Genomic DNA, 25,768 nt, shown 5'->3' on the forward strand with positions numbered 1-25,768 from the left:
GCAATCAGCAGTGATTCGCGCCTTTGAGCAGTGCCTATCGTGGCCAATTATCTTCAGCTGGAAAGCGGAAAACAGCAATCGGACTTTCGTCCTTAAGCAGTATGCCACGCGGTCGTTAGATTAGCGCGTGGTAATCGGCTGCCACCACCTTTGCAGTAACCCGCGCATAATCACCCCGACGCGCATAAGGCGCTGCTGCGACGGAGTGTCATTTGGCGAAGACGATTCACACCATGATCCGGGTTCTGGACGAGGCCCGGTCCGTCGACTTCTACCGGAAAGCCTTTGGGCTTGATGTCGCCGAACGACTTGATTTCGAAACCTTCACGCTCGTTTATTTGAGCAATGCCGAGGCGGAATTCGAAGTCGAGCTCACCGTCAACAAGGGCCGGCAGGAGCCCTATTCGCTCGGCGACGGCTACGGCCATATCGCGGTTTCGGTCGCCGATCTGGACGGCGAACACGACCGGCTTGGCGCGCTTGGTCTGAACCCGAAAAAGATCGTCGAGTTCAATCGCGATGGAGCGCTGCTCGCGCGCTTTTTCTTCATCGAGGATCCCGACGGCTACAAGATCGAGGTCCTGCAGCGTCAGGGCCGGTTTAAATAGGAGACATCAGGTCGCGCCGGCCAGCGCGGCGCCAGCCACGGCACCTTTACGGTGCAAATAGCAAGCAAGGGAGGAAGAAATGGTCACGATTTACGAAAGCAAGCCCGGGCTGTCGCGCCGCGAACTTCTGAAACGCGGGGGCGTCGGCGCATTGCTGGTCATTGCAGGCAGTGCCGTCATCAGCCCGCAACATGCCTGGGGTCTCCAAACATCTGCGCTCAAGCCCGAAACCATGGCTACCCTGATCCAGATGGCGCGCGACATCTATCCGCACGACCAGGTGCCTGACAAATATTACGCAATCGCCGTCAAGGCCCACGATGAGCAGGCAGGCAAAGACCCGGCCCACAAGGATCTCATCGAAAAGGGCATCGCCGATCTCGACCTGAAGTCTGGCAAGGACGGCTACACCGGTCTCGGCTGGGAGGAGCAGCGCGTCGCGGTGCTGAGAGAGATCGAGGACACGCCGTTCTTCCAGGCGGTCCGCGGCGGACTTGTCGTCGGCCTCTACAACCAGAAGGAGGTCTGGCCGATTTTTGGCTACGAAGGCGAGTCCTACTCCAAGGGCGGCTACATGGCGCGCGGGTTCGACGATATCGAGTGGCTCTGAGCCTCTCGTCGCAACCGCACACAACAGACATCATGGGAGGAAACCATGGCAGCACCATTTGATCTCAAGAACGATGGCGTGGTCGTCATCATCGGCTCGGGCGCCGGCGGCGGCACGCTCGGCAACGAGCTTGCCCAGAAGGGCATCGATGTCGTCATCCTGGAGGCGGGCGGCCGCCACGAATACGAGGATTTCATCAACGACGAGTGGGATTCATTCGCCCAGCTCGCCTGGACGGACAAGCGCACGACCTCGGGCGACTGGCGGGTGGCGAAGGATTTTCCAAACTTGCCGGCCTGGATCGTCAAGTCGGTCGGCGGTTCGACCACGCACTGGGCAGGCGCCTCGCTGCGCTTACAGGAGCACGAATTCAAGACGCTCTCGACCTACGGAAAGCTGGATGGCGCCAACCTGCTCGACTGGCCGATCACGCTTGCCGATCTTGAACCCTACTACGCAAAGGCCGAAGACAAGCTCGGCGTGACACTCACCAACAACATCCCAGGCCTTCCCGGCAACAACAACTTCAAGGTGATGAAGGCCGGCGCCGACAAGCTCGGCTACAAGGAGTGCCACACCGGCCGGATGGCGATCAACTCCGAGCCGCGCGACGACCGCAATGCTTGCCAGCAGACTGGCTTCTGCTTCCAGGGCTGCAAATGGGGCGCCAAGTGGTCGACACTGTATACCGAAATCCCGAAGGGCGAGGCGACCGGTCATCTCGAGGTCAGGCCGAATGCCATGGCTATCAAGATCAACCACGATGCGTCAGGCAAGGTGACCGGCGTCGTCTATGCCGACAAAGACGGCAAACTCCAGGAACAGAAGGCCCGCATCGTCGCCGTCGCCGGAAATTCGATCGAGAGCCCACGGCTGCTGCTCAATTCGGCATCGAGCCAGTTTCCCGACGGCCTTGCCAATTCGTCGGGACAGGTCGGCAAGAACTACATGCGCCACACCACGGGCTCGGTCTACGGCATCTTCGACAAGCCGGTGCATATGTATCGCGGCACCACCATGGCCGGTATCATTCGCGACGAGGCCCGCAACGATCCCTCGCGCGGCTTCGTCGGCGGCTACGAGCTAGAGACGCTGTCGCTCGGCCTGCCGTTCATGGCCGCCTTCCTTGACCCCGGCGGCTGGGGACGTTCCTTCACCACGGCGCTCGATCATTACGACCATATGGCCGGCATGTGGATCGTCGGCGAAGACATGCCACGCGAGGAAAACCGCATCACGCTGCATGCCGATATCAAGGACGAGCACGGCATGCCGGTGGCGGATGTCCATTTCGACGACCATGCCAATGACACCGCGATGCGCAACCACGCCTACAAGCAGGGCTCGGCGCTGTACGCGGCGGTGGGCGCGACGCGGACTTTCCCGACGCCGCCCTATCCTTCGACCCACAATCTCGGCACCAACCGGATGAGCGAGAAGGCGGCCGACGGCGTCGTCAACAAGCACGGCCAGGCACACGACATCAAGAACCTGTTCGTGTCGGACGGCAGCCAGTTCACCACCGGCGGCGCCGAAAATCCAACTTTGACGATCGTGTCGCTGGCGATCCGTCAGGCCGATTATATCGCTGAACAGATGTCGGCTAAGAGCATCTAGCCGTCGCCCTCCCGGCTGCCTGCTGGCGCGGAGCCTCGCACGGTTCCGCGCCTCTTTTTGTCGGCTGTTCAACGTTTCGTGCAGGTCGAGGCGGTGAAGGCGCCGTCAGGCTGCTTCATGATGATGTCGAAGGATGGGCTGGTTTGGCCGTCCAGGGTGGCTTGCGTAAGCGAGATCGAGTTGCCGCCGGTCGTGTAGCCGCCCAACGGGCCCAGCCAGGTGATCTCGCCGTTTGCATTCATCTGATAATTGTAAGCCTGCGGAGCGGTCCCGAAGGTCACCGGGCCGCTATAGACGTTTCCTTTGATGGTGATATCGCCAAGGCTGAGGAACATTCCAAGCAGATAGACTTCGCAGTGATAGGTGCCGTCGGGCAATTTGCCGTCGGTGAAGTCGGCGTGTGCGCCGCCGGTGGCCGCAGCCAGGAGAACTATGCTGAAAATACGAGAAATCCTGGGGGCCATGACGTCGCTCTTTTGAAGATCGAGCTTGCCCCATTTTCCTGCAGCGCTGCAACGGTTCGCGATCGTCGATGTGTCGTTGCTCAAAAAAAGTGCATTAGTTGGCATGTGAGCAAAATTTAGGCGGCGGCGGGTCATTTTCTCTCAAGCGGAACACGGGCGGCGGCGCTCATCTTTAGCGGCTAATATATTAACCGGCTGATAGAGCTAGGAAATCTCAGCCCACTCAATTTTGCTCCTGCGGTTGGCACAGCCGTTGCATGTTCTGTTTGCGATGCGATCAACCAGCTTGGGAGTTTGAAATATGAGGGGCAGTTTCTCGACAATAACAAAAATGTTTTCGGCAGGCGTGGTCACGGCCGGCCTGCTGATGAGCGTCCCCGCCAGAGCGGCTGACGACACGATCAAGGTGGGCATTCTCCATTCGCTGTCGGGGACCATGGCGATTTCGGAGACGACGCTGAAGGACGCCATGCTGATGCTCATCGAAGAGCAGAATGCAAAGGGCGGCCTGCTTGGCAAGAAACTCGAAGCGGTCGTCGTCGATCCGGCTTCCAACTGGCCGCTGTTCGCCGAAAAGGCGCGCGAGCTGATCTCCAAGGACAAGGTCGCGGCGGTGTTCGGTTGCTGGACGTCAGTGTCGCGCAAGTCGGTGCTGCCGGTGTTCAGCGAACTCGACAACATCCTGTTCTATCCCGTCCAGTATGAGGGCGAGGAGAGTGAGCGCAACGTGTTCTACACCGGTGCGGCGCCGAACCAGCAGGCCATTCCGGCCGTCGACTATCTGATGAGCGAGGATGGCGGTTCGGTGAAGCGCTGGGTGCTTGAAGGCACCGACTACGTCTATCCGCGCACCACCAACAAGATCCTCGAAGCCTATCTGAAGGCCAAGGGCGTCGCCGCCGAAGACATCATGGTCAACTACACGCCGTTCGGCTTCTCCGATTGGCAGACGGAGGTCTCGGCGATCAAGAAGTTCGGCTCGGCCGGCAAGAAGACCGCCGTCGTCTCGACCGTCAATGGCGACGCCAACGTGCCGTTCTACAAGGAACTCGGCAACCAGGGCATCAAGGCCGAGGATATCCCGGTCATGGCCTTCTCGGTCGGCGAGGAAGAGCTTGCCGGTCTCGACACCACGCCGCTCGTCGGCCATCTCGCCGCCTGGAACTACTTCCAGAGCATCGACACGCCGGAGAATGCGAAGTTCATTGCCGACTGGCACAAGTTCATCAAGAACGACAAGCGCACCACCAACGACCCGATGGAAGCCCATTATGTCGGCTTCAACATGTGGGTGAAGGCGGTCGAGAAGGCCGGCACCACCGATCCGGACAAGGTCATCGACGCCGTGGTCGGCGTCTCGGTGCCGAACCTGACCGGTGGTTATTCGACCATGATGCCGAACCACCACATCACCAAGCCGGTGCTGATCGGCGAAATCCAGGCCGACGGCCAGTTCGAGACCGTCTCGCAGACGCCCGGCCTGGTGATGGGCGACGAGTGGTCCGACTACCTGCCTGATTCCAAGGACCTGATCTCCGATTGGCGCGCGCCTCTGTCCTGCGGCAACTTCAATGTCGCTACCGGCAAGTGCGGCGGCAAGGGAACCAACTGATCCTCCCGGGTCTGACGGTCGTGGATTTCTCCACGACCTAGACCGCGAAGCGTCCGGGCGAGCTCCTCCTCTCCTCGAGTCCGCCCGGACGCGAATTTCAACCCTTCGAGAGCCTCCAGAAACCGATGACCTTCATCCGCGCAATTGGGCTGACGCTGCTGCTCCTCTTGGGGATGCTGTCGCCGTCGAATGCTGCCGAAGCGGATCTGCGTGCCATCATCGCCAAATTCGCCACTGCCTCGAATTTTTCGGCGATCGAAGCTGTCGTGCGCGAGCTCGCGGCCACCGGTGATACCGCCGTCGAGCGCCCGCTTGGCGCGCTTGCGGAGGGCGATCTTTACGTCCGCAAGACCGATTCGCAGGTTTTCATCGGTAAGGAAGGTGGCGGTAGCGTTGAGCTGCTCGACCCGCTGAGCGGTGAAAAGTCCGGCGATGCGGCCAAGGGCGAGATCACCAAGATCAAGGTCAACAATACGCTGCGCCGCGCCGTCCGCGATGCTTTGGGCACGCTGACGCTCGGCGCGAAAGACCCGGCTGCGCGCATCGCTGCCGCTGACACCATGTTCAAGACGCCCGATGCCACAAATATCGAGCCACTCGATGCCGCAATCGCCAGCGAAACCGTGGCAAGCGTCAAAGCGCTGCTCGAACAGGCCCGCGCCGCATCTGTTCTGGTGTCGGACAGGCCGGAGGCCGACAAGCTGGCGGCGATCGCCCTGATCGGCGCGCGCGGCGACCGCGACGCGCTGTCCCTGCTCACCTCCGTCGAGGCCAATTCCGAGGGCGCGGTCAAGGACGCGGCGACGGCGGCGATCGCCAACATCAATTCGACGCTGGCGCTGTGGGATGCTGGCCAGAACATCTGGTACGGCATTTCGCTGGGGTCGGTGCTGCTGCTGGCAGCGATTGGCCTTGCCATCACCTTCGGCGTCATGGGTGTCATCAACATGGCGCATGGCGAAATGGTGATGCTCGGCGCCTACACGACCTTTGTCGTGCAGGAAGTGATCCGCAATTCCTTTCCCGGCCTGTTCGACTGGTCGCTGGCCATCGCACTGCCGCTCGCCTTCCTCGTCGCGGCGCTCGTCGGCCTCGTCATCGAACGCGGCGTCATCCGTTTCCTCTACGGCCGCCCGCTGGAGACGCTGCTGGCGACATGGGGCGTCTCGCTGATCCTGCAGCAGGCCGTGCGCACCATCTTCGGGCCGACGAACCAGGAAGTCGGCAATCCGTCATGGATGTCCGGTTCGTTCGATATCGGCCAGCTTGCAGTGACCTGGAACCGGCTCTGGATACTGGTATTCTCGCTCGGCGTGTTCGCGGTGCTGCTCTATGTGATGAAGCGCACGCCCTGGGGCCTGCAGATGCGCGCCGTCACCGCCAACCGCCGCATGGCCGCGTCGATGGGCATCAGAACGCCATGGGTCGACGCGCTGACCTTTGCATTGGGGTCCGGCATAGCTGGCATTGCCGGCGTCGCGCTCAGCCAGATCGACAATGTCTCGCCCAATCTCGGCCGCGGCTACATCATCGACAGCTTCATGGTCGTCGTTTTCGGCGGCGTCGGCAATCTCTGGGGCACGCTGGTCGGCGCCTTCTCGCTCGGCATCGTCAACAAGTTCCTCGAACCCTATGCCGGTGCAGTCCTCGGCAAGATCGTCGTCCTGGTCCTCATCATCCTGTTCATCCAGAAACGCCCGCGCGGCCTGTTCGCGTTGAAGGGCAGATCGGTGGAAGCATGATCACGGGACGCTTCTTCGCTGCCGGCGCCGACCGCCGTATCGCCATCACGATCTTCATCCTTTTGGCGGTCGCCATCGTCGTGCCGCTGCTCAATCTTGCGGTCTCGCCGACAAGTGCGTTCTACGTGCCGTCCTATATCGTCGCGCTTACCGGGAAATATCTCTGCTATGCGCTGCTCGCCTTGGCGCTCGATCTCGTCTGGGGCTATTGCGGCATCCTCTCGCTCGGCCACGGCGCCTTCTTCGCGCTCGGCGGCTATGCGATGGGCATGTATCTGATGCGCCAGATCGGCTCGCGCGGCGTCTACGGCAATCCGCTGCTGCCGGATTTCATGGTGTTCCTGAACTACAAGGAATTGCCATGGTTCTGGTACGGTTTCGACCATTTCTGGTTTGCCGCGATCATGGTGCTTGCGGTGCCCGGCCTGCTCGCCTTCGTCTTCGGCTGGTTCGCCTTCCGCAGCCGTGTCACCGGCGTCTATCTGTCGATCATCACCCAGGCGATGACCTATGCGCTGCTGCTTGCGTTTTTCCGCAACGACATGGGTTTCGGCGGCAATAATGGCCTGACCGATTTCAAGGATATTCTGGGCTTCAACGTGCAGGCCGATGCGACACGCTCGACATTGTTCGCGGCCAGCGCTGTCACGCTCGCGCTAGCCGTCTACGTCACCTGGGCCATCGTCGGTTCCAAATACGGCAAGCTGCTGATGGCGGTGCGTGACGCCGAGAGCCGCACGCGCTTCCTCGGCTGGCGGGCGGAGAACGTCAAACTGTTCGCCTTCACAGTGTCGGCTGTCATGGCCGGCATTGCCGGCGCGCTTTACGTGCCGCAGGTCGGCATCATCAATCCGGGTGAGTTCGAACCGTCCAATTCGATCGAGGTCGTAGTGTGGGCGGCCGTCGGCGGGCGCGGCACCATCGTCGGGCCGATCATCGGCGCGCTCGTGGTCAATGCCGGCAAATCCTGGTTCACCGGCGTGCTGCCCGAATTCTGGCTGTTTGCGCTGGGCGGACTGTTTGTTGCCGTCACGCTATTCCTGCCCAAGGGCATTATCGGCATGTGGGATTCCTGGCGTGGCAATGCCAAGGCGCTGCGCGCGGCCTCGATCGCCGAGGAAGCCGGCACCGACCCCGATATCCCGGCGCCACCGAAGGTCGTTCGCGGTGCCGCGAGAACGCCCGGCGACTGGTCCGCATCCAGCCCCGACCCGCAGCCGGCGGAGTGAGCGATGTCGAAGAGCAACACCATCCTCTATCTCGACGGCGTCTCGGTTTCCTTCGACGGCTTTCGCGCCATCAACAATCTGTCGCTGGTGCTCGACAAGGGCGAGATGCGCGCGATCATCGGTCCCAACGGCGCCGGCAAGACCACGATGATGGACATTGTCACCGGCAAGACGCGGCCAGACGCGGGCGAGGTTTACTTCGACGGGCAGGTCGACCTGACGAAACATGACGAGGCCGAGATCGCCATGATGGGCATCGGCAGGAAATTCCAGAAGCCGACCGTCTTCGAAAGCCACACGATCGAGGAGAATCTGATGCTGGCGCTGAAAGGCCCACGCTCGATCTTCCCGGCACTGTTCCATCGCCGCTCGGCCGCGGAAGTGCGGCAGATCGACGACATCCTCGGCATCATCCGGCTCGGCGACAAGCGCGACGAAATCGCCGCCAATCTCAGCCACGGACAGAAGCAATGGCTCGAGATCGGCATGCTGCTGGCGCAGGATCCGAAGCTGCTGCTGGTCGACGAGCCGGTCGCCGGCATGACCGACGCCGAGACCGAGGAGACCGCGCGGCTGCTCAAGGATATTGCGCGCGACCATTCGGTCATCGTCGTCGAGCACGACATGCATTTCGTGCGCGAGCTCGGCGTCAAGGTCACTTGCCTGCACGAAGGCTCGGTCTTGTCCGAAGGTTCGCTCGATTTCGTTTCGGCCGACGAGCGGGTCGTCGAAGTCTATCTGGGGAGATGATCATGGTCTGGCGCGTTCCGTTCCATCATTTCGACCTTTCGTTCTTCAGGCGTTGGAGAAGGCGCTGACCATGCTCGAAGTCTCCAACGCCACGCTCCACTATGGCGCCGCCCAGGCACTGCGCGGCGTCTCGCTGAAGGCCGGCGCGGGCAAGATCACCTGCGTGCTCGGCCGCAACGGCGTCGGCAAAACCAGTTTGATGAGATCGATCGTCGGCCACCACCGGCTGACGAGCGGAAGTGTTGCCTTCGAGGGGAAGGCGCTCGACCGGAGCGCGGCGTATGATCGCGCCCGGTCGGGCATCGCATTTGTGCCGCAGGGCAGGGAGATCTTCCCGCTGCTCACCGTGCGGGAAAACCTCGAATCGGGCTTTGCGCCGTTGAAGCGCGCCGATCGCAACATTCCCGGCCACATCTTCGAATTGTTCCCGGTGCTGAAGCAGATGCTCGGCCGCCGGGGCGGTGATCTTTCCGGCGGCCAGCAGCAGCAGCTTGCCATTGGCAGGGCGCTGGTGATGCGGCCGAAGCTGCTGGTGCTCGACGAGCCGACCGAAGGCATCCAGCCGTCGATCATCAAGGATATCGGCCGCGCCATCCGCTATCTGCGCGACCAGGCAGGCATCGCTGTGCTGCTGGTCGAACAGTATCTCGATTTCTGCCGGGAACTGGCCGACGAGGTCAACATCATGGACCGCGGCCTGATCGTCCACACCGGCCCGGCCGAGGATCTCGACCGGGCAGACGTCCGCAAGTTCCTTACGGTGTAGGGTCGCAAACCTCTAGGGTTAGCCGAACCATCCCTCCTTCGTCATCCTGGGGCGAAGCAAGGAGCGAAGCGACGCGGCGCAGACCCCAGGATCCATGCCGTGCCGTCAGTCAAAGAATGCAGCGGTCAAGAACAGAAGCCGTTTTCCGGCGTACACCATCCTGGATTCTGTACCGTGGCGACGCTCAGAAGTCACGGCATGGATCCCCGGGTCTTCGCTCCGCTTCGCGTCGCTGCGCCCAAGGATGACGAAATCACGAAGGTCTACTAGATTTTCTTCAATCACATCGTTTGCAACTCTAGCGCGCCGAAGATTGCATGCTAATCTTTACTTGGCCTTGTTGAGTCGGCCGCTTCCGTATCAGTCTCGTTGACAGATCAAGGGTGAGGCGCAGGCTCAGCCGGCATGTTCCATGCAGGCCGCCTCCTTCCTGTGATCTGATCGTTGTTCAACGCTTTTGGGGCACTTGGCCCCGGACAGCCGATGGAACGTTATGTCGAGGACTACCAAAAACGACGGCTCACCGAGCGCGTTGACATCATGACCGCCATCAACATTCTGAAATCGCAGGGATATGACCACGACGAGCTGATTGCCGAGATCACCAAGGTCTTCTACGTCGATCTCGATGCCTACAACGAGGTCGTCATGGCGGCATAAGAGCTGGCGGAGGGGCGGCTGCCCGCGCCGCCAAGCGGCTAGCTCGCGCGTCGGAATGTCGAAGCCTCGACGCGGTTGCGACCGCCGCGCTTGGCAGCATAGAGCGCCTTGTCGGCGGCGCTGAGCACTTTGTCGAAGCTCATGCCGTCCTTGCTGCCGAAAGCGTATCCGGCGCTGACCGTGCATGTCAGGTGACGGGTTTCGGTCTCGATGACACGCGCGGCGAAGGCGGTGCGTATACGCTCGGCGGTGAATTCCACCGTTTCGGGCAGGGTGCGCTTCAGAACCAACGCGAATTCCTCTCCGCCCATGCGCGCGGCGACATCGGTCGGGCGAAGGTTTTCGACGAGTTCCTCGGCGAACACTTTCAGCACCTGATCGCCCGTGGCGTGGCCGAATTCGTCGTTGATGGCCTTGAAGCCGTCGAGGTCGAACACGACCACCGCCGTGAAGGCCCCAATTGGGGCGCTGCCATTGAGATCGAACAGGGCGCGGCGATTGAGCAGGCCGGTCAGCGGATCGGTCAGCGCATCCAAACGGTGATGTCGGGCCAGACGGCCCTGGTTGAGCGCCAGCGAAAGGGCACCGATGCCGGTCATGCTGGCGATGACGATGACGAGGCTCAGATCCTCGGCCCAGTTGCTCGGCGCATGTCCGAGGAGAAGCTTCCCATCCCACGCAAGAGTCACGGCACACAGCACAAAGGAAACGCCGGTGGCCGAGTAGAGCGCGGTGAGGCCGATGATCGGGACAGGAGCCTCAGCGCGCCCGATCCAGTACTGATAGGCCGTTGCAAACAGAAGCAAGGCGGCAAGGAGATTTTCGAACATGAAGCCCAGCCCGTCATATCCGAGCGCCATCGGCGGCAGCGCCAGGGCAAGCGTGATGCAGCTGCCGAGAACCGTCAGCGGGATCGGCGATCGGCCTGACCTGAACTGGTAGGCGGCACCCAGCATGGTCGAGAACCCTACAAGGAACAGCGCGAACGTCGCAATGCCGAGTATGCGTCCCGGCGTCTCGATATAATCCTGGTAGATAAAAACATCGCCGACGACCAACAAAGCGCTGATCGCCCATGTCAGCAGAAACTTTTCGGTTCGTGCTGTCAGCCAGATGCCGAACAATGTCAGGCTCAGGCAGGCGGCGGAAAAACCGACAGCCAGCAGAAGTGAGTGGTAGTCAAGTGACATGCCCTAACCCGCGGCTGCCCTAGCTCCGCGGATTCATGCAGCAAGGAGGTATCGATAAGGTTACGATGGTGGTGAAGATGTCACAATTCCAGGCCGTCAGCCTGTGACGCGCTTCATCAGCGCCATGGCGCCGAACGGCGCACGGACCTTGCCCTCGGTGATGAAGTAGACGAACACATCGCGCGGCTTTACCGGTCCGTCGGTCGACGGATCGGCCCGAGGCAGGTCGGCCGGCACCTTGCCTCCCGCCCAGGTTTTTGCGCGCGCCGCCCATTGGTCGAGCGCCTTTGGCGTGTAGCAGTCGGGATTGTCGTCGCTGCCGGTCTGCAACCGGGCATAGATGAAATCGCCGGTGACATCGGCGATCCCAGGATATTTGGCGTGGTCGGCGTAGACGATCGCGACCTTGTATTTGCGCGCCAGGGCGGCGAATTCCGGCACGACGAAGCTGTCGTTGCGCACCTCCACCGCATGGCGCAGGGCCACGCCGTCCTGCTTTTCAGGCAAAAGCTTGAGGAAGGCTTCGAAATCGTCCGGGTCGAATTTTTTGGTTGGCGCGAACTGCCACAGGATCGGGCCGAGCTTGTCGCCGAGCGCGGCGACGCCCGACCCCAGGAAGCGCATCATGGACTCGCCGGCCTCGCCGAGCACACGGCGGTTGGTGACGAAGCGGTTGCCTTTCAGTGAATAGACGAAGCCATCCGGCGCCTCACCAGCCCATTTGACGAAGGTCGGCTCCTTGAAGCTCGAATAATAGGTGCCGTTGACCTCGATGCTCGGCACCTGCCGGGTTGCGTAGTGCAGCTGCTTCGCCTTGGACAGCTTGTCCGGATAGAAGGACGTGTCCCACGGCTCGAAGGTCCAGCCGCCCATGCCGGCGCGGATTTTTCCTGATTGGGTCATTGTCGTCCTCCCGAGTTTGAAATGGATCAGGCCGTAGCGATCGTCTCGACAGTCTTCGCCATGTCGACGATCGTCCATCCTGGCCGGTATGGATTGGGCCGACGACCCGTTTCGTGAAAGCCATACTCTTTGTAGAGCGCGATGTTCCGCTCCATCTTAGCGTTGGTATAGAGCCGCACCTCGGGCAACCTCCACGCCCGTGTCTGCTCGTCCGCGAAGTTGAGCAGCGCGATGCCAAAGCCCTTGCCCTGAAAGGCAGGGCAGACGGCGACGGAGAAGATCATCGTGTGATCTGGGTGGCGTTCGAGGACAATCAGTCCGGCCGGCTCGCCGTCGCTTTCCAGCAGCCAGGCCTCATCGCGCAGGATCCGCGGCGCATAGTCCTCTGTCACCGGGATCGGCGGCGCGCCCAGCAACGCAGTGTAGGGCGCGTAGGCAGCGGTGTTCAGTTCAACGACAGCATCAAGATCACCGGCAAGCGCTCTTCTGATCTTCATTTGAAGGTTCTTCCAAACGCCGCCAGCCAGTCCTCATTCACTCCGCCGCCTCGCGCTTGCCTCCGGGGCGCCGTTCCAGCAATTCCCGCAGGAACTGGCCGGTGTAGCTGCGCTTCTCGCGGACGATGTCCTCCGGCGTGCCGGATGCCACCAGCTCGCCACCGCCGTCGCCGCCTTCGGGGCCGAGATCGAGCACCCAGTCGGCGGTCTTGATCACCTCGAGATTGTGCTCGATGACGACCACGGTGTTGCCCTGGTCGACCAGCTCGTGCAGCACTTCGAGCAGCTTGGCGACGTCGTGGAAATGCAGGCCGGTGGTCGGCTCGTCGAGGATGTAGAGCGTCTTTCCGGTCGCCTTGCGCGACAGTTCCTTGGCGAGCTTGATGCGCTGCGCCTCGCCGCCTGACAGGGTCGTCGCCTGTTGGCCGACATGGATGTAGCCGAGGCCGACCTGTTTTAGCGTCTCCAGCTTGTCGCGCACTCCCGGCACGGCGGCGAAGAAATCGACGCCCTCCTCGACCGTCATGTCGAGCACGTCGGCAATCGACTTGCCCTTGAATAAGACGTCGAGCGTCTCTCTGTTATAGCGCTTGCCATGGCAGACGTCGCAGGTGACATAGACATCCGGCAGGAAATGCATCTCGATCTTGATGACGCCGTCGCCCTGGCAGGCCTCGCAGCGGCCGCCCTTGACGTTGAACGAGAAGCGGCCGGGCTGATAGCCACGCGCCTTGGACTCCGGCAGGCCGGCGAACCAGTCGCGGATCGGCGTGAAGGCGCCGGTGTAGGTGGCAGGGTTGGAGCGCGGCGTCCGTCCGATCGGCGATTGGTCGATATCGATGACCTTGTCGAGGAATTCGAGGCCCTCGATGCGGTCGTGCTCGGCCGGATGCTCGCGCGAGCCCATGATGCGGCGAGACGCCGCCTTGAACAGGGTCTCGATCAGGAAGGTCGATTTGCCGCCGCCGGAGACGCCAGTGACGGCGGTGAAGGTGCCGAGCGGGATTTCGGCGGTGACGTTCTTCAGATTGTTGCCGCGCGCGCCGACAATCTTCAGGCGCCGGCTCTTCTTGGCCTCGCGCCGCACGGCCGGCGTCGCGACTTCGAGCTCGCCGGACAAATATTTGCCGGTGATCGAGGCCGGGCTTGCCATGATCTGCTGCGGTGTTCCCTGCGCGATGATGTGGCCGCCATGGATGCCGGCGGCCGGGCCGATATCGACGACATAGTCGGCATGCAGGATGGCGTCCTCGTCATGCTCGACGACGATCACCGTGTTGCCGATGTCGCGCAGATGCTTCAACGTATCGAGCAGGCGCGCATTGTCGCGCTGATGGAGGCCGATTGACGGCTCGTCCAGCACGTAGAGCACGCCGGTAAGGCCGGAGCCGATCTGCGAGGCCAGCCGAATGCGCTGGCTCTCGCCGCCCGACAGCGTGCCGGAATTGCGCGACAGTGTCAGATAGTCGAGCCCGACATCGTTGAGGAAGCGCAGCCGCTCGCGGATCTCCTTGAGCACGCGCACCGCGATCTCGTTCTGCTTGTCGCTGAGCGAGGCGGGTAGCTCGGTGAACCAATGGTCGGCCTTGCGGATCGACAGCTCGGTGATCTCGCCGATGTGCTTTCCGGCGATCTTCACCGCAAGCGATTCCGGCTTCAGCCGGTAGCCGCGACAGGCCGGGCAAGGCGTGGCCGACATGAAGCGCTCGATCTCCTCGCGCATCCAGGCGGATTCGGTTTCCTTCCAGCGCCGCTCCAGATTGGGAATGACACCTTCGAAGGTCTTGGTCGTCTTGTAGGAGCGCAGGCCGTCATCATACTGGAAGGTGACCTCGCGCTCGCCGGTGCCATGCAGGATGGCTTGCTTTGCCTCTTCGGTCAGATCCCTGAACTTGTCGCCGAGCTTGAAGCCATAGGCCTTGCCCAGCGCCTCGAGCGTCTGCACGTAATAGGGCGAGGTCGATTTCGCCCACGGGCTGACGGCACCGGCGCGCAGGGACAGATTGTCGTCGGGCACGATCAGGCTGGCGTCGATCGCACGCTGGCTGCCGAGGCCGTCGCAGGTCGGGCAGGCTCCGAACGGGTTGTTGAAGGAGAACAGCCTCGGCTCGATCTCGGGAATGGTGAAGCCGGATACCGGGCAAGCGAATTTTTCCGAGAACAGGATGCGCTCATGCGTCTCGTTCTTCGACTTGTTGACCGAATCCTCGCCGGTCTGGCTGGCATCGAGCGGCCGGTCGGCGAATTCGGCGACCGCCAGCCCGTCGGCGAGCTTCAGCGCGGTTTCAATGGAATCCGCAAGCCGCGTCGCCAGGTCGCCGCGCACGACGATGCGATCGACGACGACGTCGAGGTCATGTTTGTACTTCTTGTCCAGCGCCGGCACGTCGGCAATTTCGTAGAACACGCCGTCGACCTTGACGCGCTGGAAGCCCTTCTTCTGCAGCTCCAGCAGTTCCTTGCGGTACTCGCCTTTGCGGCCGCGCACCATCGGCGCCAGGATGAACAGGCGCGTGCCTTCCTCGACCGCCAGCACGCGGTCGACCATCTGCGACACCGTCTGGCTCTCGATCGGCAGGCCGGTGGTCGGTGAATAGGGGATGCCGACGCGCGCGAACAGCAGCCGCATATAGTCGTAGATCTCGGTGACGGTGCCGACAGTCGAGCGCGGGTTCTTCGACGTGGTCTTCTGCTCGATTGAGATGGCCGGCGACAGGCCGTCGATCTGGTCGACATCCGGCTTCTGCATCATTTCGAGGAATTGCCTGGCATAGGCTGACAGGCTCTCGACGTAGCGGCGCTGGCCCTCGGCATAGATGGTGTCGAAGGCGAGCGACGACTTGCCGGACCCCGACAGGCCGGTCATGACGATCAGGCTGTCACGCGGCAGGTCGAGATCGACATTCTTCAGATTGTGTTCGCGCGCCCCGCGAATGGAAAGATATTTATGGTCGGCCATCGCCGGTCGCCGCCTCAGATCTGGAATCTCATGGGATGGCGGGTTGTCCCGGCCATCCCCTATGTAGGTAATTTCGTCACCTTTTCGAGAGACGCCACAACTCTCGACCAAAGCCTTTAACCGTCTTTCGCGCAGGCGAGCAAGCGGAAAGAACAAAGACCGAACACGCTCCTGACAAAAGCGCCCATGAAACCAGCTTCACAAACCGCCGTATCATGATGAATTTAAAGTTCCACGCGTTTGCTAGCTCACGAACGCAGCACGGCCGATGCCGCGCTGCTCAAAACTGCAGCGGATTTCCGATTTGCCGTATAAGCGATCACATTTTTTGTAATCGGCTATCCAACTGTTGACGTCTCAGCCTCAGAGAGTCAGACTCCAAACGTCACCGAAGCCGGCCGTCTTTCGATGGCCTCGCCACCCCAAGGTGGCCTGCTAGACGTCGCAGGCTTTTGCGATATGTGCTTCGGACGACACTGGTCGCAATGGACAGAAGAGGAGAGCAGAAGGAATGACTCCACCGGACAGTCCCTTGAGGCTCCACGTGTCGGTGGAGCCGCGGCAGGCATAAGTGCCAGGGCCAGGCGTTTGCGCCGCCCGACAAACCGTGACCTGTCGATCCTTATAAAAATCAGAGACCACTAGTCGGATCAGCGGCTGAACACCGCGAAGCATCCGAAATCGAACGCCGGCAGTATATTCCCGGCAAGTTGGATTTTAAATCCAAGAAAGCCCCGACCGTTTTGCTGAAGCAACGGCGGGGCTATTCGTTTCAGATGACCGCAGGCGCACGGGCTGCCTTGTGGCAGCGATGAAGGCAGATGGCCTATCGCCGGGAGGGCTTGATCGAGCCGGCGCCGACATCGAAGGTTAAGCTGCCGGAAATCCTGACATCGGTATCGCCGATCTTGAACTGGCCGTTGCCGCTGCCGGGCACGGCATAGTCGGGCTCGGGAGCCGGTTTGGCGATGCGGTAGTCGTCGGCCACGCCGGGCAGCGTGGTTTTGTGCGAAGGCGTTGAATTGTCTTCGGCGAACGCCGTGCTGGAGGTCATCACCGCGGCAGCGATGCCGATGATCAGCCGGTTCAAGCGGGTGCGGGAATCATTATCGGACATCGAACGACCATATCGCCGCCCAGGGCCTGAAGCCAGACCGGTGGCGATCAAACTTGCCGAACGGCTTGGCTGTTGTCTCACATGGTGTTCGGCTACCCCTTCACGCCGCCTGTTTGCGCGTATCGAAAACATGATCGACAAGGCCCCATGTCTTTGCCTCCGCGGCGGTCATGAAATAATCGCGGTCGAGCGTGCGTTCGACCTCCTCGTAAGTGCGGCCGCAGTGATGCGCATAGAGTTCGGCCATGCGCTTCTTGGTGCGCAGGATGCCTTCGGCGTGACGCTGGATATCGGAAGCCTGACCCTGAAAGCCACCCAGCGGCTGGTGCAGCACGATGCTGGTGTTGGGCAGCGCGATGCGCCGTCCCGGCGTGCCCGCCATCAGCAGGAACGAGGCCATCGAGGCGGCAAAACCCATGCAGACGGTGGATACCGGGCTGCGGATATACTGCATCGTGTCGTAGATGGCGAAGCCGCTGGTCACCACGCCGCCCGGCGAATTGATGTAGAGGGATATCTCCTTGTCGGGATTGTCGGATTCCAGCGACAGGAGCTGAGCACAGACCAGTGCCGACACATTGTCGTCGATCGGGCCGTTGATGAAGACGATGCGCTCTCGCAGCAGCCGCGAAAAAATGTCGAAGGCGCGTTCGCCGCGGCTCGACTGCTCGATCACCATTGGCACCAAATTGGCAAAACCGCTCATCGCTTTTCTCCGTTGTGTGGCTCAGGCCGCGCGCAGGAACAGGCGAGGCGTGTTTGCGGCAATTGTCTGTTTGGTGCTGTGTGCGTTGAGCGAAAGCCGGCAACCGCCGCCCACCATCGCAACCGCAGGCGTAGCTACTCGCGCAAATCCATCGTGGACGATGCGCAGATGCGTGCCGCCTGACACGGTGCGGTCGAGCGTGAAGGTGACAATGCTATCCATTGGGCTATCCAGCGGGCTGGCGAGCGGATCCGCTGCATTGCCAGGCTCCGGCCGCTCCCGCCAGGAGTAGCGCAGCAGGCGTTCAGGCTCGGCGTCGAGGACTTCGCACTCGATCGGTGCGTCCGGCTTGGCAAAGGCAAAGCGGCTGCCGATCTCGGGCTTGATGTCGTTCGGCATCATCCAGGCCGCGAGCAGGTCCGGCACCGTCAGCGCCCGCCACACTTTTTCCGGCGGATCTGGAAGCTCGCACTCGAACTCGATCGAGTCCGTCGCGTCCGAATGCTGTTTTGCCGTCATTGATCCATATCCTTCAAAACCGCCTTGAGCCGTTCGATACGCTCGGGCCAGAAAGCACGGTAGCGCTCGATCCAGCCGAGCAGTGGGTCAAGCCCTTGCGGATCGGCGCGATAATAGGCGTTGCGGCCGGCTCGCCGCTCGACCACCAGACCGGCGCCGCGCAGCACCGCGAGATGCTGCGACACGGCCGGTTGCGACACGGTCATGCCGCCGCGCAGTTCCGACACCGTCATCTCGCCTGCGGAGAGCCGTTCGTAGACAGCACGGCGCGTCGGGTCGGAAAGCGCTCGAAAAATCTCTGCTTCGATCATGATGGAAGCATAAGTCTACACTTATCGATTTGGCAAGCGATCTTTTCACGCCCATATGAAATGGTGCGGCGAACCCCATCGATTGCTGACATTCCTTGACACTGGGGGTCGATGAGACTAGAACGAAAAGAGAACAAAAACCTTGTGGGAAAAGGCAGCCGTGGCAGGCGGCGATTGTCCGCAGCCTATAAGGTGAGCGACAGAAATTTTGTTTCGGATGAGCGCGGAGAAGTATCATGGCGGGTAGCGTCAACAAGGTCATTCTGGTGGGCAATCTCGGGGCGGACCCGGAAATCCGCCGTTTGAATTCGGGTGAGCCGGTCGTCAACATCCGCATCGCCACGTCGGAAAGCTGGCGCGACAAGACGTCCGGCGAGCGCAAGGAAAAGACCGAGTGGCACAACGTCGTCATCTTCAACGACCAGCTCGCCAAGGTCGCCGAGCAGTATCTGAAGAAGGGTGCGAAGGTTTATGTCGAGGGCCAGTTGCAGACGCGCAAATGGCAGGACCAGACTGGTAATGACCGCTACACCACCGAAATCGTGCTGCAGAAATTCCGCGGCGAGCTGCAGATGCTCGACGCACGCGGGCAGGGCGAGGGCGGTCAGGTCGGTAGCTACGCCGGTGGCGGCAGCAGCCGCGGCTCCGATTTCGGGCAGTCCGGCCCGGGCGAGAGTTTCAATCGCGGCGGCGGTGGCGGCAACAAGGGTGGTGGCGGCGGTTCGTCGCGCGAACTGGACGACGAAATCCCGTTCTGATCCCTCGGAGCGAACGGCTCTGCCACAACGCTAGCTACTTGAGGCCACGCTTTGGCGTCCCGCAATCTCTCCTGGGTTTTCGGGACGTTGTGCGTTTGAGTAGTGCGCGGTGAAAGGACTTATCAGGTGAAAGCACGGGTCAAATGGGTCGAGGACCGCACTTTCGTCGGCGAGTCCGGCAGCGGTCACAAGGTGGTGCTGGGGACCGCGTTCGGACCGGACGGCAAGACGCCGGGGCCGAGCCCGATGGAACTGGTTCTGCTCGGCACCGGCGGCTGCTCGGCCTATGATGTGGTCCACATCCTCGAAAAGGGGCGCGAGGCGGTCGAAGACTGCGTGGTCGAACTCGACGCCGACCGGGCGGAGGCCGATCCCAGGGTCTTCACGCGCATCCATATGCATTTCGTCGTCGAGGGCCGGGCACTCTCACCCGACAAGGTGAGGCGGGCGATCAACCTTTCGATCGAAAAATACTGCTCGGCTTCGGCGATGGTAGCCAAGACCGCCGAGATCACCCACGACTTCGAAGTTATTGATACGACGGCGAAATAGATAGCGTCGCCCCCGCGAGCTGGACGACGAAGCCCGTATGACAAATCCCGCGTTCAGGGACCGTTTGTTTCTTCGGACGCGGCTCGGGTTCCCTGATGGAATACCAATCGCCAGTGCCCATCGGTGCGTTTCCATATGGAACTGCGCAGTGATGGAATAGCTTTTTCTTTCTTGGGCCTTAGCCGGTAAGTCAAAAGCACCACCTCAGGCGCCAATTGAACTGTTCTGACGTCGGTCATTTCCAGCTCATCATCCGGTGCCGGTTCGGCTTTCGACGCAGGAAGCGCTGCCAGAATCGATCTCTTGTCATATTCATTGCCGGATTTTCCGAACTCGATCATGCCGTCGTCGAGCACGGTTTCAAGAAAATCCGGGTCATAGCGGGTCGGCGCTCGCAATAAGGCGAGCTCCAGCTCGACAATCTTGGGATCGGTTACCGGATCTGACATCATGCTGCCATCAGCGCCTTGATGCCGTCGGCGACGAACTGCACGGCAAGCGCCGCCAGGATGACGCCTAGCAGCCGCGTCAGGATGGAGCGGCCGGTCTGGCCGAGGATACGGTCGATGCGCTCGGCCAGCACGAAAACCAGATAGGTGATGACAAGGCAGATCGCGATGATGCCGACAAGGGCTGCCTGCGCGCCAAAACCTGGAAATGAGCCGGACAACAGGACGGTCGCCGAAATCGCGCCCGGACCGGCGATCAGCGGGATCGCCAGCGGGAAGGCGGCGATGTTGTGGATCATGTCCTTGGTGATGGCGACATCGCCGATCTTCTCCTTGCGGTCCTGCCTGCGCTCGAACACCATTTCGAAGGCGATGAAAAACAGCAGAAAGCCGCCAGCGACGCGGAAAGCCGGCAGCGTGATGCCGAACACCGACAGGATCGATGCGCCAGCGATTGCGAACAGCGCCATCACCAGGAAGCCGATGATCGAGGCGCGCACGGAAACCTGGTTGCGCTCCTCGCGGTTCATGCCGCGGGTCACCGCGAGGAAGAGTGGTGCCAGGCCAGGCGGGTCGATGGTCACGAGAATGGTGACGAAGGCGTTGAACAGGCTGTCGAAGCTCGGCATCTCTGACCCTCCCCGCCGGGCCGTGCCCGAATACTGGCATTGCCCCAATATTGGCATTGCCCAATCTTGGCATTGGTAGAGCAAAGCAGGGTCAGTGGAAACCGTTTGAGCCGCGGGAATTCGGCAACCTTGATGGGGCAGGATGAGCCTAGCCGGCCGCTCCGCAATAGGCCTCGAGGCGATAGCCGTCCGGGTCGATGACAAAGGCGGCGTAGTAGTCTTCGCCGTAGCTGGGGCGCAGGCCAGGTGCCCCATTGTCACTGCCGCCCGCACGCAAGGCGCCCGCATGGAAAGCGTCGACGCTGCTCCGCGTCGGCGCCGCAAAGCAGAAATGCAGGCCGGACTCGCCGTCGGCCGAAACCGGGCGCTGAGCCTCGTTCACCCACAGCGACACCGCCTCCGCACCATAGCCGAGCGAGCCCGGCGACTGGCTGAGACAGGTATAGCCAAGCGGCTTCAGCGCGGCATCATAAAAACGCTTCGAGGCGTCGGTATCGCGGACGCCGATCGAGACATGATCCAGCATCTTTTTCTCCTTTTTTACAATATGTTGGGCCGTCAGTTTCCAGTTGTGCGCCGCGCCAGGAACTCGACTTCGAGCCGCCAGGTCGCGCCGTCGTCCTGCGAGCGTTCGCCCAGCCAGCGGAATGAATTTTCGGTAATGCGGGAAAAACTCCAGCGCACCGAGGCGCCGGTGCCGTCTGCGCCTTGCTGGACGATGGTGTCGCCCTCGGCGCGGCCGAGCTGACGGCTGTAATATTGGGTGCGCGGATCGCTCCAGAAGATGTGCCAGGCGTCGACGCCGGGGTCATAGACGCGCAGTGTCGTGCCATAGAAGGTCCATTTGCCGAGGGAATTCTGTGCGCCAGTGTTCCGCGCGGGCAGGATCCATACGTCCTGGATTGCGCGGCCCTCGAGCACCCAGCCAAAATGCACCTCGCCGCGCCCGGTCAGCACCTGGCCGTCTTCGAGATGGCGCGTGGCATCGAATGTCCAGGCGCCGACGAAGCGGCCGTAAAGGTTCAGTTTTTCGGCAAGGTCCCCCGCAGGCCCGTCGCTGTGCAGGGCTTCGGCAAAGGAAGATGAATTGAGCATGATTTCGACCTCATCTTGGCAGGAGCCCCGTCTTGTCAGGAGCCCCATCTTGTCAGGAGATTGGGAAGAATAGGCGGCAGCAGGGTTCTGTGCTTGGGAAAAATTGCTATCTTTCAAGCCATGACGACAAGCGCGCATACACTGGCGTCTGGGCGAGGCTGGCAGGTGTCGGACGTGGTCTGCACCGCCGGCGCCGCTGATCGCCCGTTCGAGGAAGAGCATCGCAAGTTCTGCGTCGCCGTGGTGACCAGCGGCACCTTCCGCTACCGCGCGCAACAGGGAACAGCGATGCTGGCGCCGGGCGCGCTTCTGCTCGGCAACCCCGGCACATGCTACGAATGCGGACACGAGCATGGCGCTGGCGACCGTTGCCTCTCCTTCCATTTCGAGCCAGCCTATATGGAACAGATCGTCGCCGGCATGCCGGATGCAAAGAAGATGAATTTCAAGATGCCGCGCCTGCCGCCCTTGCCGGCGCTGGCAGCGCTGCTTGCCGAGGCGGAAGCCGCGCGCGAAATGGCCGACATCGACGCTTTCGAGGAACTCGCCCTGCGCATTGCCAGCGCGGCCGTCGCCTCCGGCGTCACGCCTGCTGCCCGGGTGCCGAGCCGCCGCGACCAGAAACGTGTCGCAGAGGCGGTGCGGCGCATCGAAAAGGACGCCGAAAGGCCGATCTCGCTTGCCGAGCTTGCAAGTGAGACGGCGACCAGCCCCTACCATTTCCTGCGCAGCTTCCGGCACGTGGCGGGCGTGACGCCCTACCAGTTCCTGCTGAAGACCCGGCTGCACAGGGCGGCGGTGCGGCTGCGCATGTCGGACGAGGCGATCTCGACGATCGCCTTCGAGGCGGGGTTCAACGATTTGTCGACCTTCAACCGCCGTTTCCGGCGCGTGATGGGGGAGGCGCCTGGCGCCTACCGGCTCCGGCAGCGAGGTGATAAAGCGCCGAGCACATCTGCCGTTCCGGCGTTGTGAAGCAAAATTGGCCTGACAATGAGCTTTGCGCCGGTGGCCACGAAATGCGCCTCGGCCATATCGTCGCAATCGGTGATATCCTTTTGAAATCACCACAAAAATCGCCACTGGAAAACTGCCGCGGACATTGGAGTTTCGGCCCGGCTTCCTATATAAGCACCGAGTGATTCCTGATTAGATTGTGACCTGATTTGACCGACCAGAAGACACCGCGCGGCGCCGACGGCGGCCCCACCGGCATCGAGCCGATATCCATCATCGAGGAGATGCAGCGCTCCTATCTCGATTACGCCATGAGCGTGATCGTCAGCCGTGCGCTGCCGGACGTGCGCGACGGGTTGAAGCCGGTGCATCGCCGCATCCTCTACGCCGCCCATGAGAGCGGCTACCACTGGAACCGCAAATATGTGAAATCGGCCCGCCCGGTCGCCGACGTGATGGGTAAATACCATCCGCATGGCGACGCCTCGATCTACGACGCCTTGGTGCGCATGGCGCAAGACTGGTCGCTGCGCGTGCCGCTGATCGACGGGCAAGGCAATTTCGGCTCGATCGACGGCGATCCGCCGGCGGCGATGCGTTATACTGAATCGCGGCTGACCAAGGTCGCGCATGAGTTGCTGGAAGACATCGACAAGGACACCGTCGATTTCCAGGACACTTATGATGCGTCCGGCAGCGAACCGAAAGTCCTGCCGGCGCGCTTCCCGAACCTGTTGGTCAATGGCTCCGGCGGCATCGCCGTCGGCATGGCCACCAACATCCCGCCGCACAATCTGGGCGAGGTCTGCAACGGCGCCATTGCCCTCATCGACAATCCGGCAATCGACCTGCCGGCGCTGATGGAGATCATTCCGGGGCCGGATTTCCCGACCGGCGGCATCGTGCTCGGCCGTTCCGGCATCTACAGCGCCTATTCGACCGGCCGCGGCTCCATCGTCATGCGCGGCCGCGTCAATATTGAGCAACGCGGCAATGACCGTGAATCGATCATCATCACCGAAGTTCCCTATCAGGTGAACAAGTCGTCGATGATCGAGAAGATGGCCGAGCTTGTGCGCGACAAGCGCATCGAGGGCATTTCCGACATCCGCGACGAGAGCGACCGCCAAGGCTACCGCGTCGTCATCGAATTGAAGCGCGACGCGGTCGCCGACGTCATCCTCAACCAGCTCTACCGTTTCACGCCGCTGCAGACGTCGTTCGGCGCCAATATGGTGGCGCTGAACGGCGGCAAGCCGGAATTGCTGACGCTAACCGACATGCTGAAGGCGTTCGTCGCCTTCCGCGAGGATGTGATCAGCCGGCGCACGAAATTCCTGCTGCGCAAGGCGCGCGACCGCGCCCATGTGCTGGTCGGCCTTGCCATTGCTGTCGCCAACATCGACGAGGTCATCAAGCTGATCCGCAGCGCTCCGGACCCGCAGACGGCGCGCGAGCAGTTGATGGAGCGGCGCTGGCCCTCGGGCGACGTCGAATCGCTGATCCTGCTGATCGACGATCCGCGCCACCGCATCAACGAGGACGGCACCTACAATCTGTCCGAGGAACAGGCCCGCGCCATCCTCGAACTGCGCCTGCAGCGCCTGACCGCGCTCGGCCGCGACGAAATCGCCGACGAGTTGAACACGATCGGCGACGAGATCAAGGATTACCTGGACATCCTGTCGTCCCGCGCCCGCATTCAGCAGATCGTCAAGGACGAGCTTGCCGCCGTGCGCGACGAGTTCGGCACGCCGCGCCGCACCGAGCTCTCCGAGGGCGGGGCGGATATGGAAGACGAGGACCTGATCCAGCGCGAGGACATGGTCGTGACGGTCAGCCATTCCGGCTACATCAAGCGCGTGCCGCTGTCGCTCTATCGGGCGCAGCGTCGCGGCGGCAAGGGCCGTTCCGGCATGTCGACCAAGGAAGAGGATTTCGTCACCCGGCTGTTCGTCGCCAACACGCACACGCCGGTGCTGTTCTTCTCTTCGCGTGGCATCGTCTACAAGGAAAAGGTCTGGCGCCTGCCGATCGGCAACCCGCAGTCGCGCGGCAAGGCGCTGATCAACATGCTGCCGCTGGAGCAGGGCGAACGCATCACCACCATCATGCCGCTGCCCGAGGACGAGACCAGCTGGGGCGAGCTCGACGTGATGTTCGCCACCACGCGCGGCACGGTGCGCCGCAACAAGTTGTCGGACTTCGTCCAGGTCAACCGCAACGGCAAGATCGCCATGAAGCTGGAAGAGGAAGGCGACGAGATTCTCGGCGTCGAGACCTGCACAGACAATGACGACGTGCTTTTGACCGCAAGCTCCGGCCAGTGCATCCGCTTCTCGGTCAGCGACGTGCGCGTCTTCCAGAGCCGCAACTCGGTCGGCGTGCGCGGCATCGCCATGGCTCCCACCGACCGGGTGATCTCGATGGCGGTGATCGAACATGTCGAGGCGCCGCCGGCCGAGCGCGCCGCTTATCTCAAGCGGGTGGTGGCCGAACGGCGGCTCGCCGCCGGCATTGCGGCCGGCGAGGACGAAGACATCCAGCTTACCAATGAAGAGGTTGGCGAGGAGACGGAGCTTTCCGACGAGCGCTACGAATTCCTCAAGGCACATGAGCAGTTCGTGCTGACGGTGACGGAATATGGCTACGGCAAGCGTTCGTCTTCCTATGATTTCCGCCTTACAGGGCGCGGCGGCAAGGGCATTCGCGCCACCGACGTGTCGAAAGCGGCCGAGATCGGTCGCCTGGTGGCGACCTTCCCGGTCGGCAACGACGACCAGATCATGCTTGTCTCGGACGGCGGCACCGTCATCCGCGTGCCGGTCAACGGCATTCGTTTCGCCAGCCGCGCCACCAAGGGCGTGACCATCTTCAACACGGCCGACGGCGAGAAGGTCGTTTCGGTGGAGCGGATATCGGAACCGCAATCGGACGAGGAAGCCGAAGAGAGTGTTGAGGGCAACGCCAGCCCGGATGCCGGTGCTGACCCGGACAACAGCGGCGAGTAGGCCTTGATGGGGAAATGCCGGCCCGATGGGCCGGCGCCGTCAACAAATAACGGCCGG

26 protein-coding genes are annotated in these 25,768 nt (G+C 62.0%); 13 read left to right on the plus strand and 13 right to left on the minus strand.

Annotation, left to right across the window (positions count from 1 at the left end):
- Positions 1–212: 212 nt before the first annotated feature.
- From EJ075_RS27030 to EJ075_RS27040, 3 genes are all read left to right on the plus strand, one after another.
- Positions 213–608, plus strand: coding sequence for a VOC family protein (locus tag EJ075_RS27030; RefSeq protein ID WP_126106435.1), 396 nt, complete (start codon positions 213–215; stop codon positions 606–608).
- A 79-nt stretch (positions 609–687) separates the two neighbouring features.
- On the plus strand, positions 688–1,218 hold the full coding sequence (locus EJ075_RS27035; RefSeq protein WP_126106436.1) for a twin-arginine translocation signal domain-containing protein: 531 nt from the start codon (positions 688–690) through the stop codon (positions 1,216–1,218).
- 45 nt (positions 1,219–1,263) lie between these two features.
- Complete coding sequence (locus tag EJ075_RS27040) at positions 1,264–2,835, plus strand: GMC family oxidoreductase (protein ID WP_126106437.1); 1,572 nt, start codon at positions 1,264–1,266, stop codon at positions 2,833–2,835.
- A 68-nt stretch (positions 2,836–2,903) separates the two neighbouring features.
- Here the strand turns inward: EJ075_RS27040 and EJ075_RS27045 are convergent, their stop codons facing one another.
- Positions 2,904–3,299: a hypothetical protein gene (locus EJ075_RS27045; RefSeq protein ID WP_095485573.1), complete on the minus strand. Its 396-nt coding sequence runs from the start codon at positions 3,297–3,299 to the stop codon at positions 2,904–2,906.
- A gap of 301 nt (positions 3,300–3,600) precedes the next feature.
- Between EJ075_RS27045 and urtA the strand changes: the two genes are divergently transcribed.
- From urtA to EJ075_RS27075, 6 genes are all read left to right on the plus strand, one after another.
- The gene (urtA, locus tag EJ075_RS27050) at positions 3,601–4,911 is read left to right on the plus strand and encodes an urea ABC transporter substrate-binding protein (protein WP_095485318.1); all 1,311 of its coding nucleotides are present in this window, start codon (positions 3,601–3,603) and stop codon (positions 4,909–4,911) included.
- Between the two features lie 125 nt (positions 4,912–5,036).
- Positions 5,037–6,653, plus strand: coding sequence for an urea ABC transporter permease subunit UrtB (urtB, locus tag EJ075_RS27055; protein WP_095485317.1), 1,617 nt, complete (start codon positions 5,037–5,039; stop codon positions 6,651–6,653).
- Positions 6,650–7,882, plus strand: coding sequence for an urea ABC transporter permease subunit UrtC (gene urtC / locus EJ075_RS27060; RefSeq protein ID WP_126106438.1), 1,233 nt, complete (start codon positions 6,650–6,652; stop codon positions 7,880–7,882). Before urtB ends, urtC begins: the two co-directional genes overlap by 4 nt.
- Positions 7,883–7,885: 3 nt before the next feature.
- Positions 7,886–8,632 (plus strand): urea ABC transporter ATP-binding protein UrtD, encoded by a 747-nt coding sequence (urtD, locus tag EJ075_RS27065; protein WP_126106439.1) that lies wholly within the window; start codon positions 7,886–7,888, stop codon positions 8,630–8,632.
- 70 nt (positions 8,633–8,702) lie between these two features.
- Positions 8,703–9,398, plus strand: coding sequence for an urea ABC transporter ATP-binding subunit UrtE (urtE, locus tag EJ075_RS27070; protein WP_095485572.1), 696 nt, complete (start codon positions 8,703–8,705; stop codon positions 9,396–9,398).
- A 483-nt stretch (positions 9,399–9,881) separates the two neighbouring features.
- Complete coding sequence (locus tag EJ075_RS27075) at positions 9,882–10,058, plus strand: hypothetical protein (RefSeq protein WP_095485313.1); 177 nt, start codon at positions 9,882–9,884, stop codon at positions 10,056–10,058.
- Positions 10,059–10,096: 38 nt separating this feature from the next.
- On the opposite strand, the gene EJ075_RS27080 is transcribed toward EJ075_RS27075, so the two are convergent.
- From EJ075_RS27080 to EJ075_RS27115, 8 genes are all read right to left on the minus strand, one after another.
- Positions 10,097–11,248 (minus strand): GGDEF domain-containing protein, encoded by a 1,152-nt coding sequence (locus EJ075_RS27080; protein ID WP_126106440.1) that lies wholly within the window; start codon positions 11,246–11,248, stop codon positions 10,097–10,099.
- A 96-nt stretch (positions 11,249–11,344) separates the two neighbouring features.
- Complete coding sequence (locus EJ075_RS27085) at positions 11,345–12,151, minus strand: DUF72 domain-containing protein (RefSeq protein ID WP_126106441.1); 807 nt, start codon at positions 12,149–12,151, stop codon at positions 11,345–11,347.
- Positions 12,152–12,177: 26 nt separating this feature from the next.
- Positions 12,178–12,648 carry a GNAT family N-acetyltransferase gene (locus tag EJ075_RS27090; protein WP_126106442.1) on the minus strand — a complete coding sequence of 157 codons (471 nt, stop codon included), beginning with the start codon at positions 12,646–12,648 and terminating at the stop codon, positions 12,178–12,180.
- Positions 12,649–12,685: 37 nt separating this feature from the next.
- On the minus strand, positions 12,686–15,607 hold the full coding sequence (gene uvrA, locus EJ075_RS27095) for an excinuclease ABC subunit UvrA (protein WP_126106443.1): 2,922 nt from the start codon (positions 15,605–15,607) through the stop codon (positions 12,686–12,688).
- A gap of 826 nt (positions 15,608–16,433) precedes the next feature.
- Positions 16,434–16,724, minus strand: coding sequence for a hypothetical protein (locus EJ075_RS27100; protein WP_126106444.1), 291 nt, complete (start codon positions 16,722–16,724; stop codon positions 16,434–16,436).
- Between the two features lie 100 nt (positions 16,725–16,824).
- Positions 16,825–17,430 carry an ATP-dependent Clp protease proteolytic subunit gene (locus EJ075_RS27105; RefSeq protein WP_126106445.1) on the minus strand — a complete coding sequence of 202 codons (606 nt, stop codon included), beginning with the start codon at positions 17,428–17,430 and terminating at the stop codon, positions 16,825–16,827.
- A gap of 21 nt (positions 17,431–17,451) precedes the next feature.
- Complete coding sequence (locus EJ075_RS27110) at positions 17,452–17,949, minus strand: SRPBCC domain-containing protein (protein WP_126106446.1); 498 nt, start codon at positions 17,947–17,949, stop codon at positions 17,452–17,454.
- Positions 17,946–18,260, minus strand: coding sequence for a metalloregulator ArsR/SmtB family transcription factor (locus EJ075_RS27115; RefSeq protein WP_126106447.1), 315 nt, complete (start codon positions 18,258–18,260; stop codon positions 17,946–17,948). The genes EJ075_RS27110 and EJ075_RS27115 overlap by 4 nt, the downstream gene beginning before the upstream one ends.
- A 236-nt stretch (positions 18,261–18,496) precedes the next feature.
- Between EJ075_RS27115 and ssb the strand changes: the two genes are divergently transcribed.
- Both ssb and EJ075_RS27125 read left to right on the plus strand, forming a co-directional pair.
- Positions 18,497–19,018 (plus strand): single-stranded DNA-binding protein, encoded by a 522-nt coding sequence (ssb, locus tag EJ075_RS27120; RefSeq protein WP_126106448.1) that lies wholly within the window; start codon positions 18,497–18,499, stop codon positions 19,016–19,018.
- Positions 19,019–19,144: 126 nt separating this feature from the next.
- Positions 19,145–19,570 (plus strand): OsmC family protein, encoded by a 426-nt coding sequence (locus EJ075_RS27125; protein WP_126106449.1) that lies wholly within the window; start codon positions 19,145–19,147, stop codon positions 19,568–19,570.
- Between the two features lie 53 nt (positions 19,571–19,623).
- On the opposite strand, the gene EJ075_RS27130 is transcribed toward EJ075_RS27125, so the two are convergent.
- From EJ075_RS27130 to EJ075_RS27145, 4 genes are all read right to left on the minus strand, one after another.
- The gene (locus tag EJ075_RS27130; protein WP_245458026.1) at positions 19,624–20,022 is read right to left on the minus strand and encodes a DUF4440 domain-containing protein; all 399 of its coding nucleotides are present in this window, start codon (positions 20,020–20,022) and stop codon (positions 19,624–19,626) included.
- Positions 20,019–20,648: a MarC family protein gene (locus EJ075_RS27135; RefSeq protein ID WP_029352879.1), complete on the minus strand. Its 630-nt coding sequence runs from the start codon at positions 20,646–20,648 to the stop codon at positions 20,019–20,021. The genes EJ075_RS27130 and EJ075_RS27135 overlap by 4 nt, the downstream gene beginning before the upstream one ends.
- A gap of 148 nt (positions 20,649–20,796) precedes the next feature.
- Positions 20,797–21,174 (minus strand): VOC family protein, encoded by a 378-nt coding sequence (locus EJ075_RS27140; RefSeq protein WP_095485304.1) that lies wholly within the window; start codon positions 21,172–21,174, stop codon positions 20,797–20,799.
- A 32-nt stretch (positions 21,175–21,206) separates the two neighbouring features.
- Positions 21,207–21,743 carry a hypothetical protein gene (locus tag EJ075_RS27145; protein ID WP_126106450.1) on the minus strand — a complete coding sequence of 179 codons (537 nt, stop codon included), beginning with the start codon at positions 21,741–21,743 and terminating at the stop codon, positions 21,207–21,209.
- Between the two features lie 120 nt (positions 21,744–21,863).
- Between EJ075_RS27145 and EJ075_RS27150 the strand changes: the two genes are divergently transcribed.
- On the plus strand, positions 21,864–22,718 hold the full coding sequence (locus EJ075_RS27150) for an AraC family transcriptional regulator (protein WP_126106451.1): 855 nt from the start codon (positions 21,864–21,866) through the stop codon (positions 22,716–22,718).
- Between the two features lie 191 nt (positions 22,719–22,909).
- Complete coding sequence (gene gyrA / locus EJ075_RS27155) at positions 22,910–25,711, plus strand: DNA gyrase subunit A (RefSeq protein WP_126106452.1); 2,802 nt, start codon at positions 22,910–22,912, stop codon at positions 25,709–25,711.
- Positions 25,712–25,768: the final 57 nt, after the last annotated feature.

Origin of the sequence: Mesorhizobium sp. M6A.T.Cr.TU.016.01.1.1 (genome assembly GCF_003952585.1) — a bacterium.
GTDB lineage: Bacteria > Pseudomonadota > Alphaproteobacteria > Rhizobiales > Rhizobiaceae > Mesorhizobium > Mesorhizobium mediterraneum.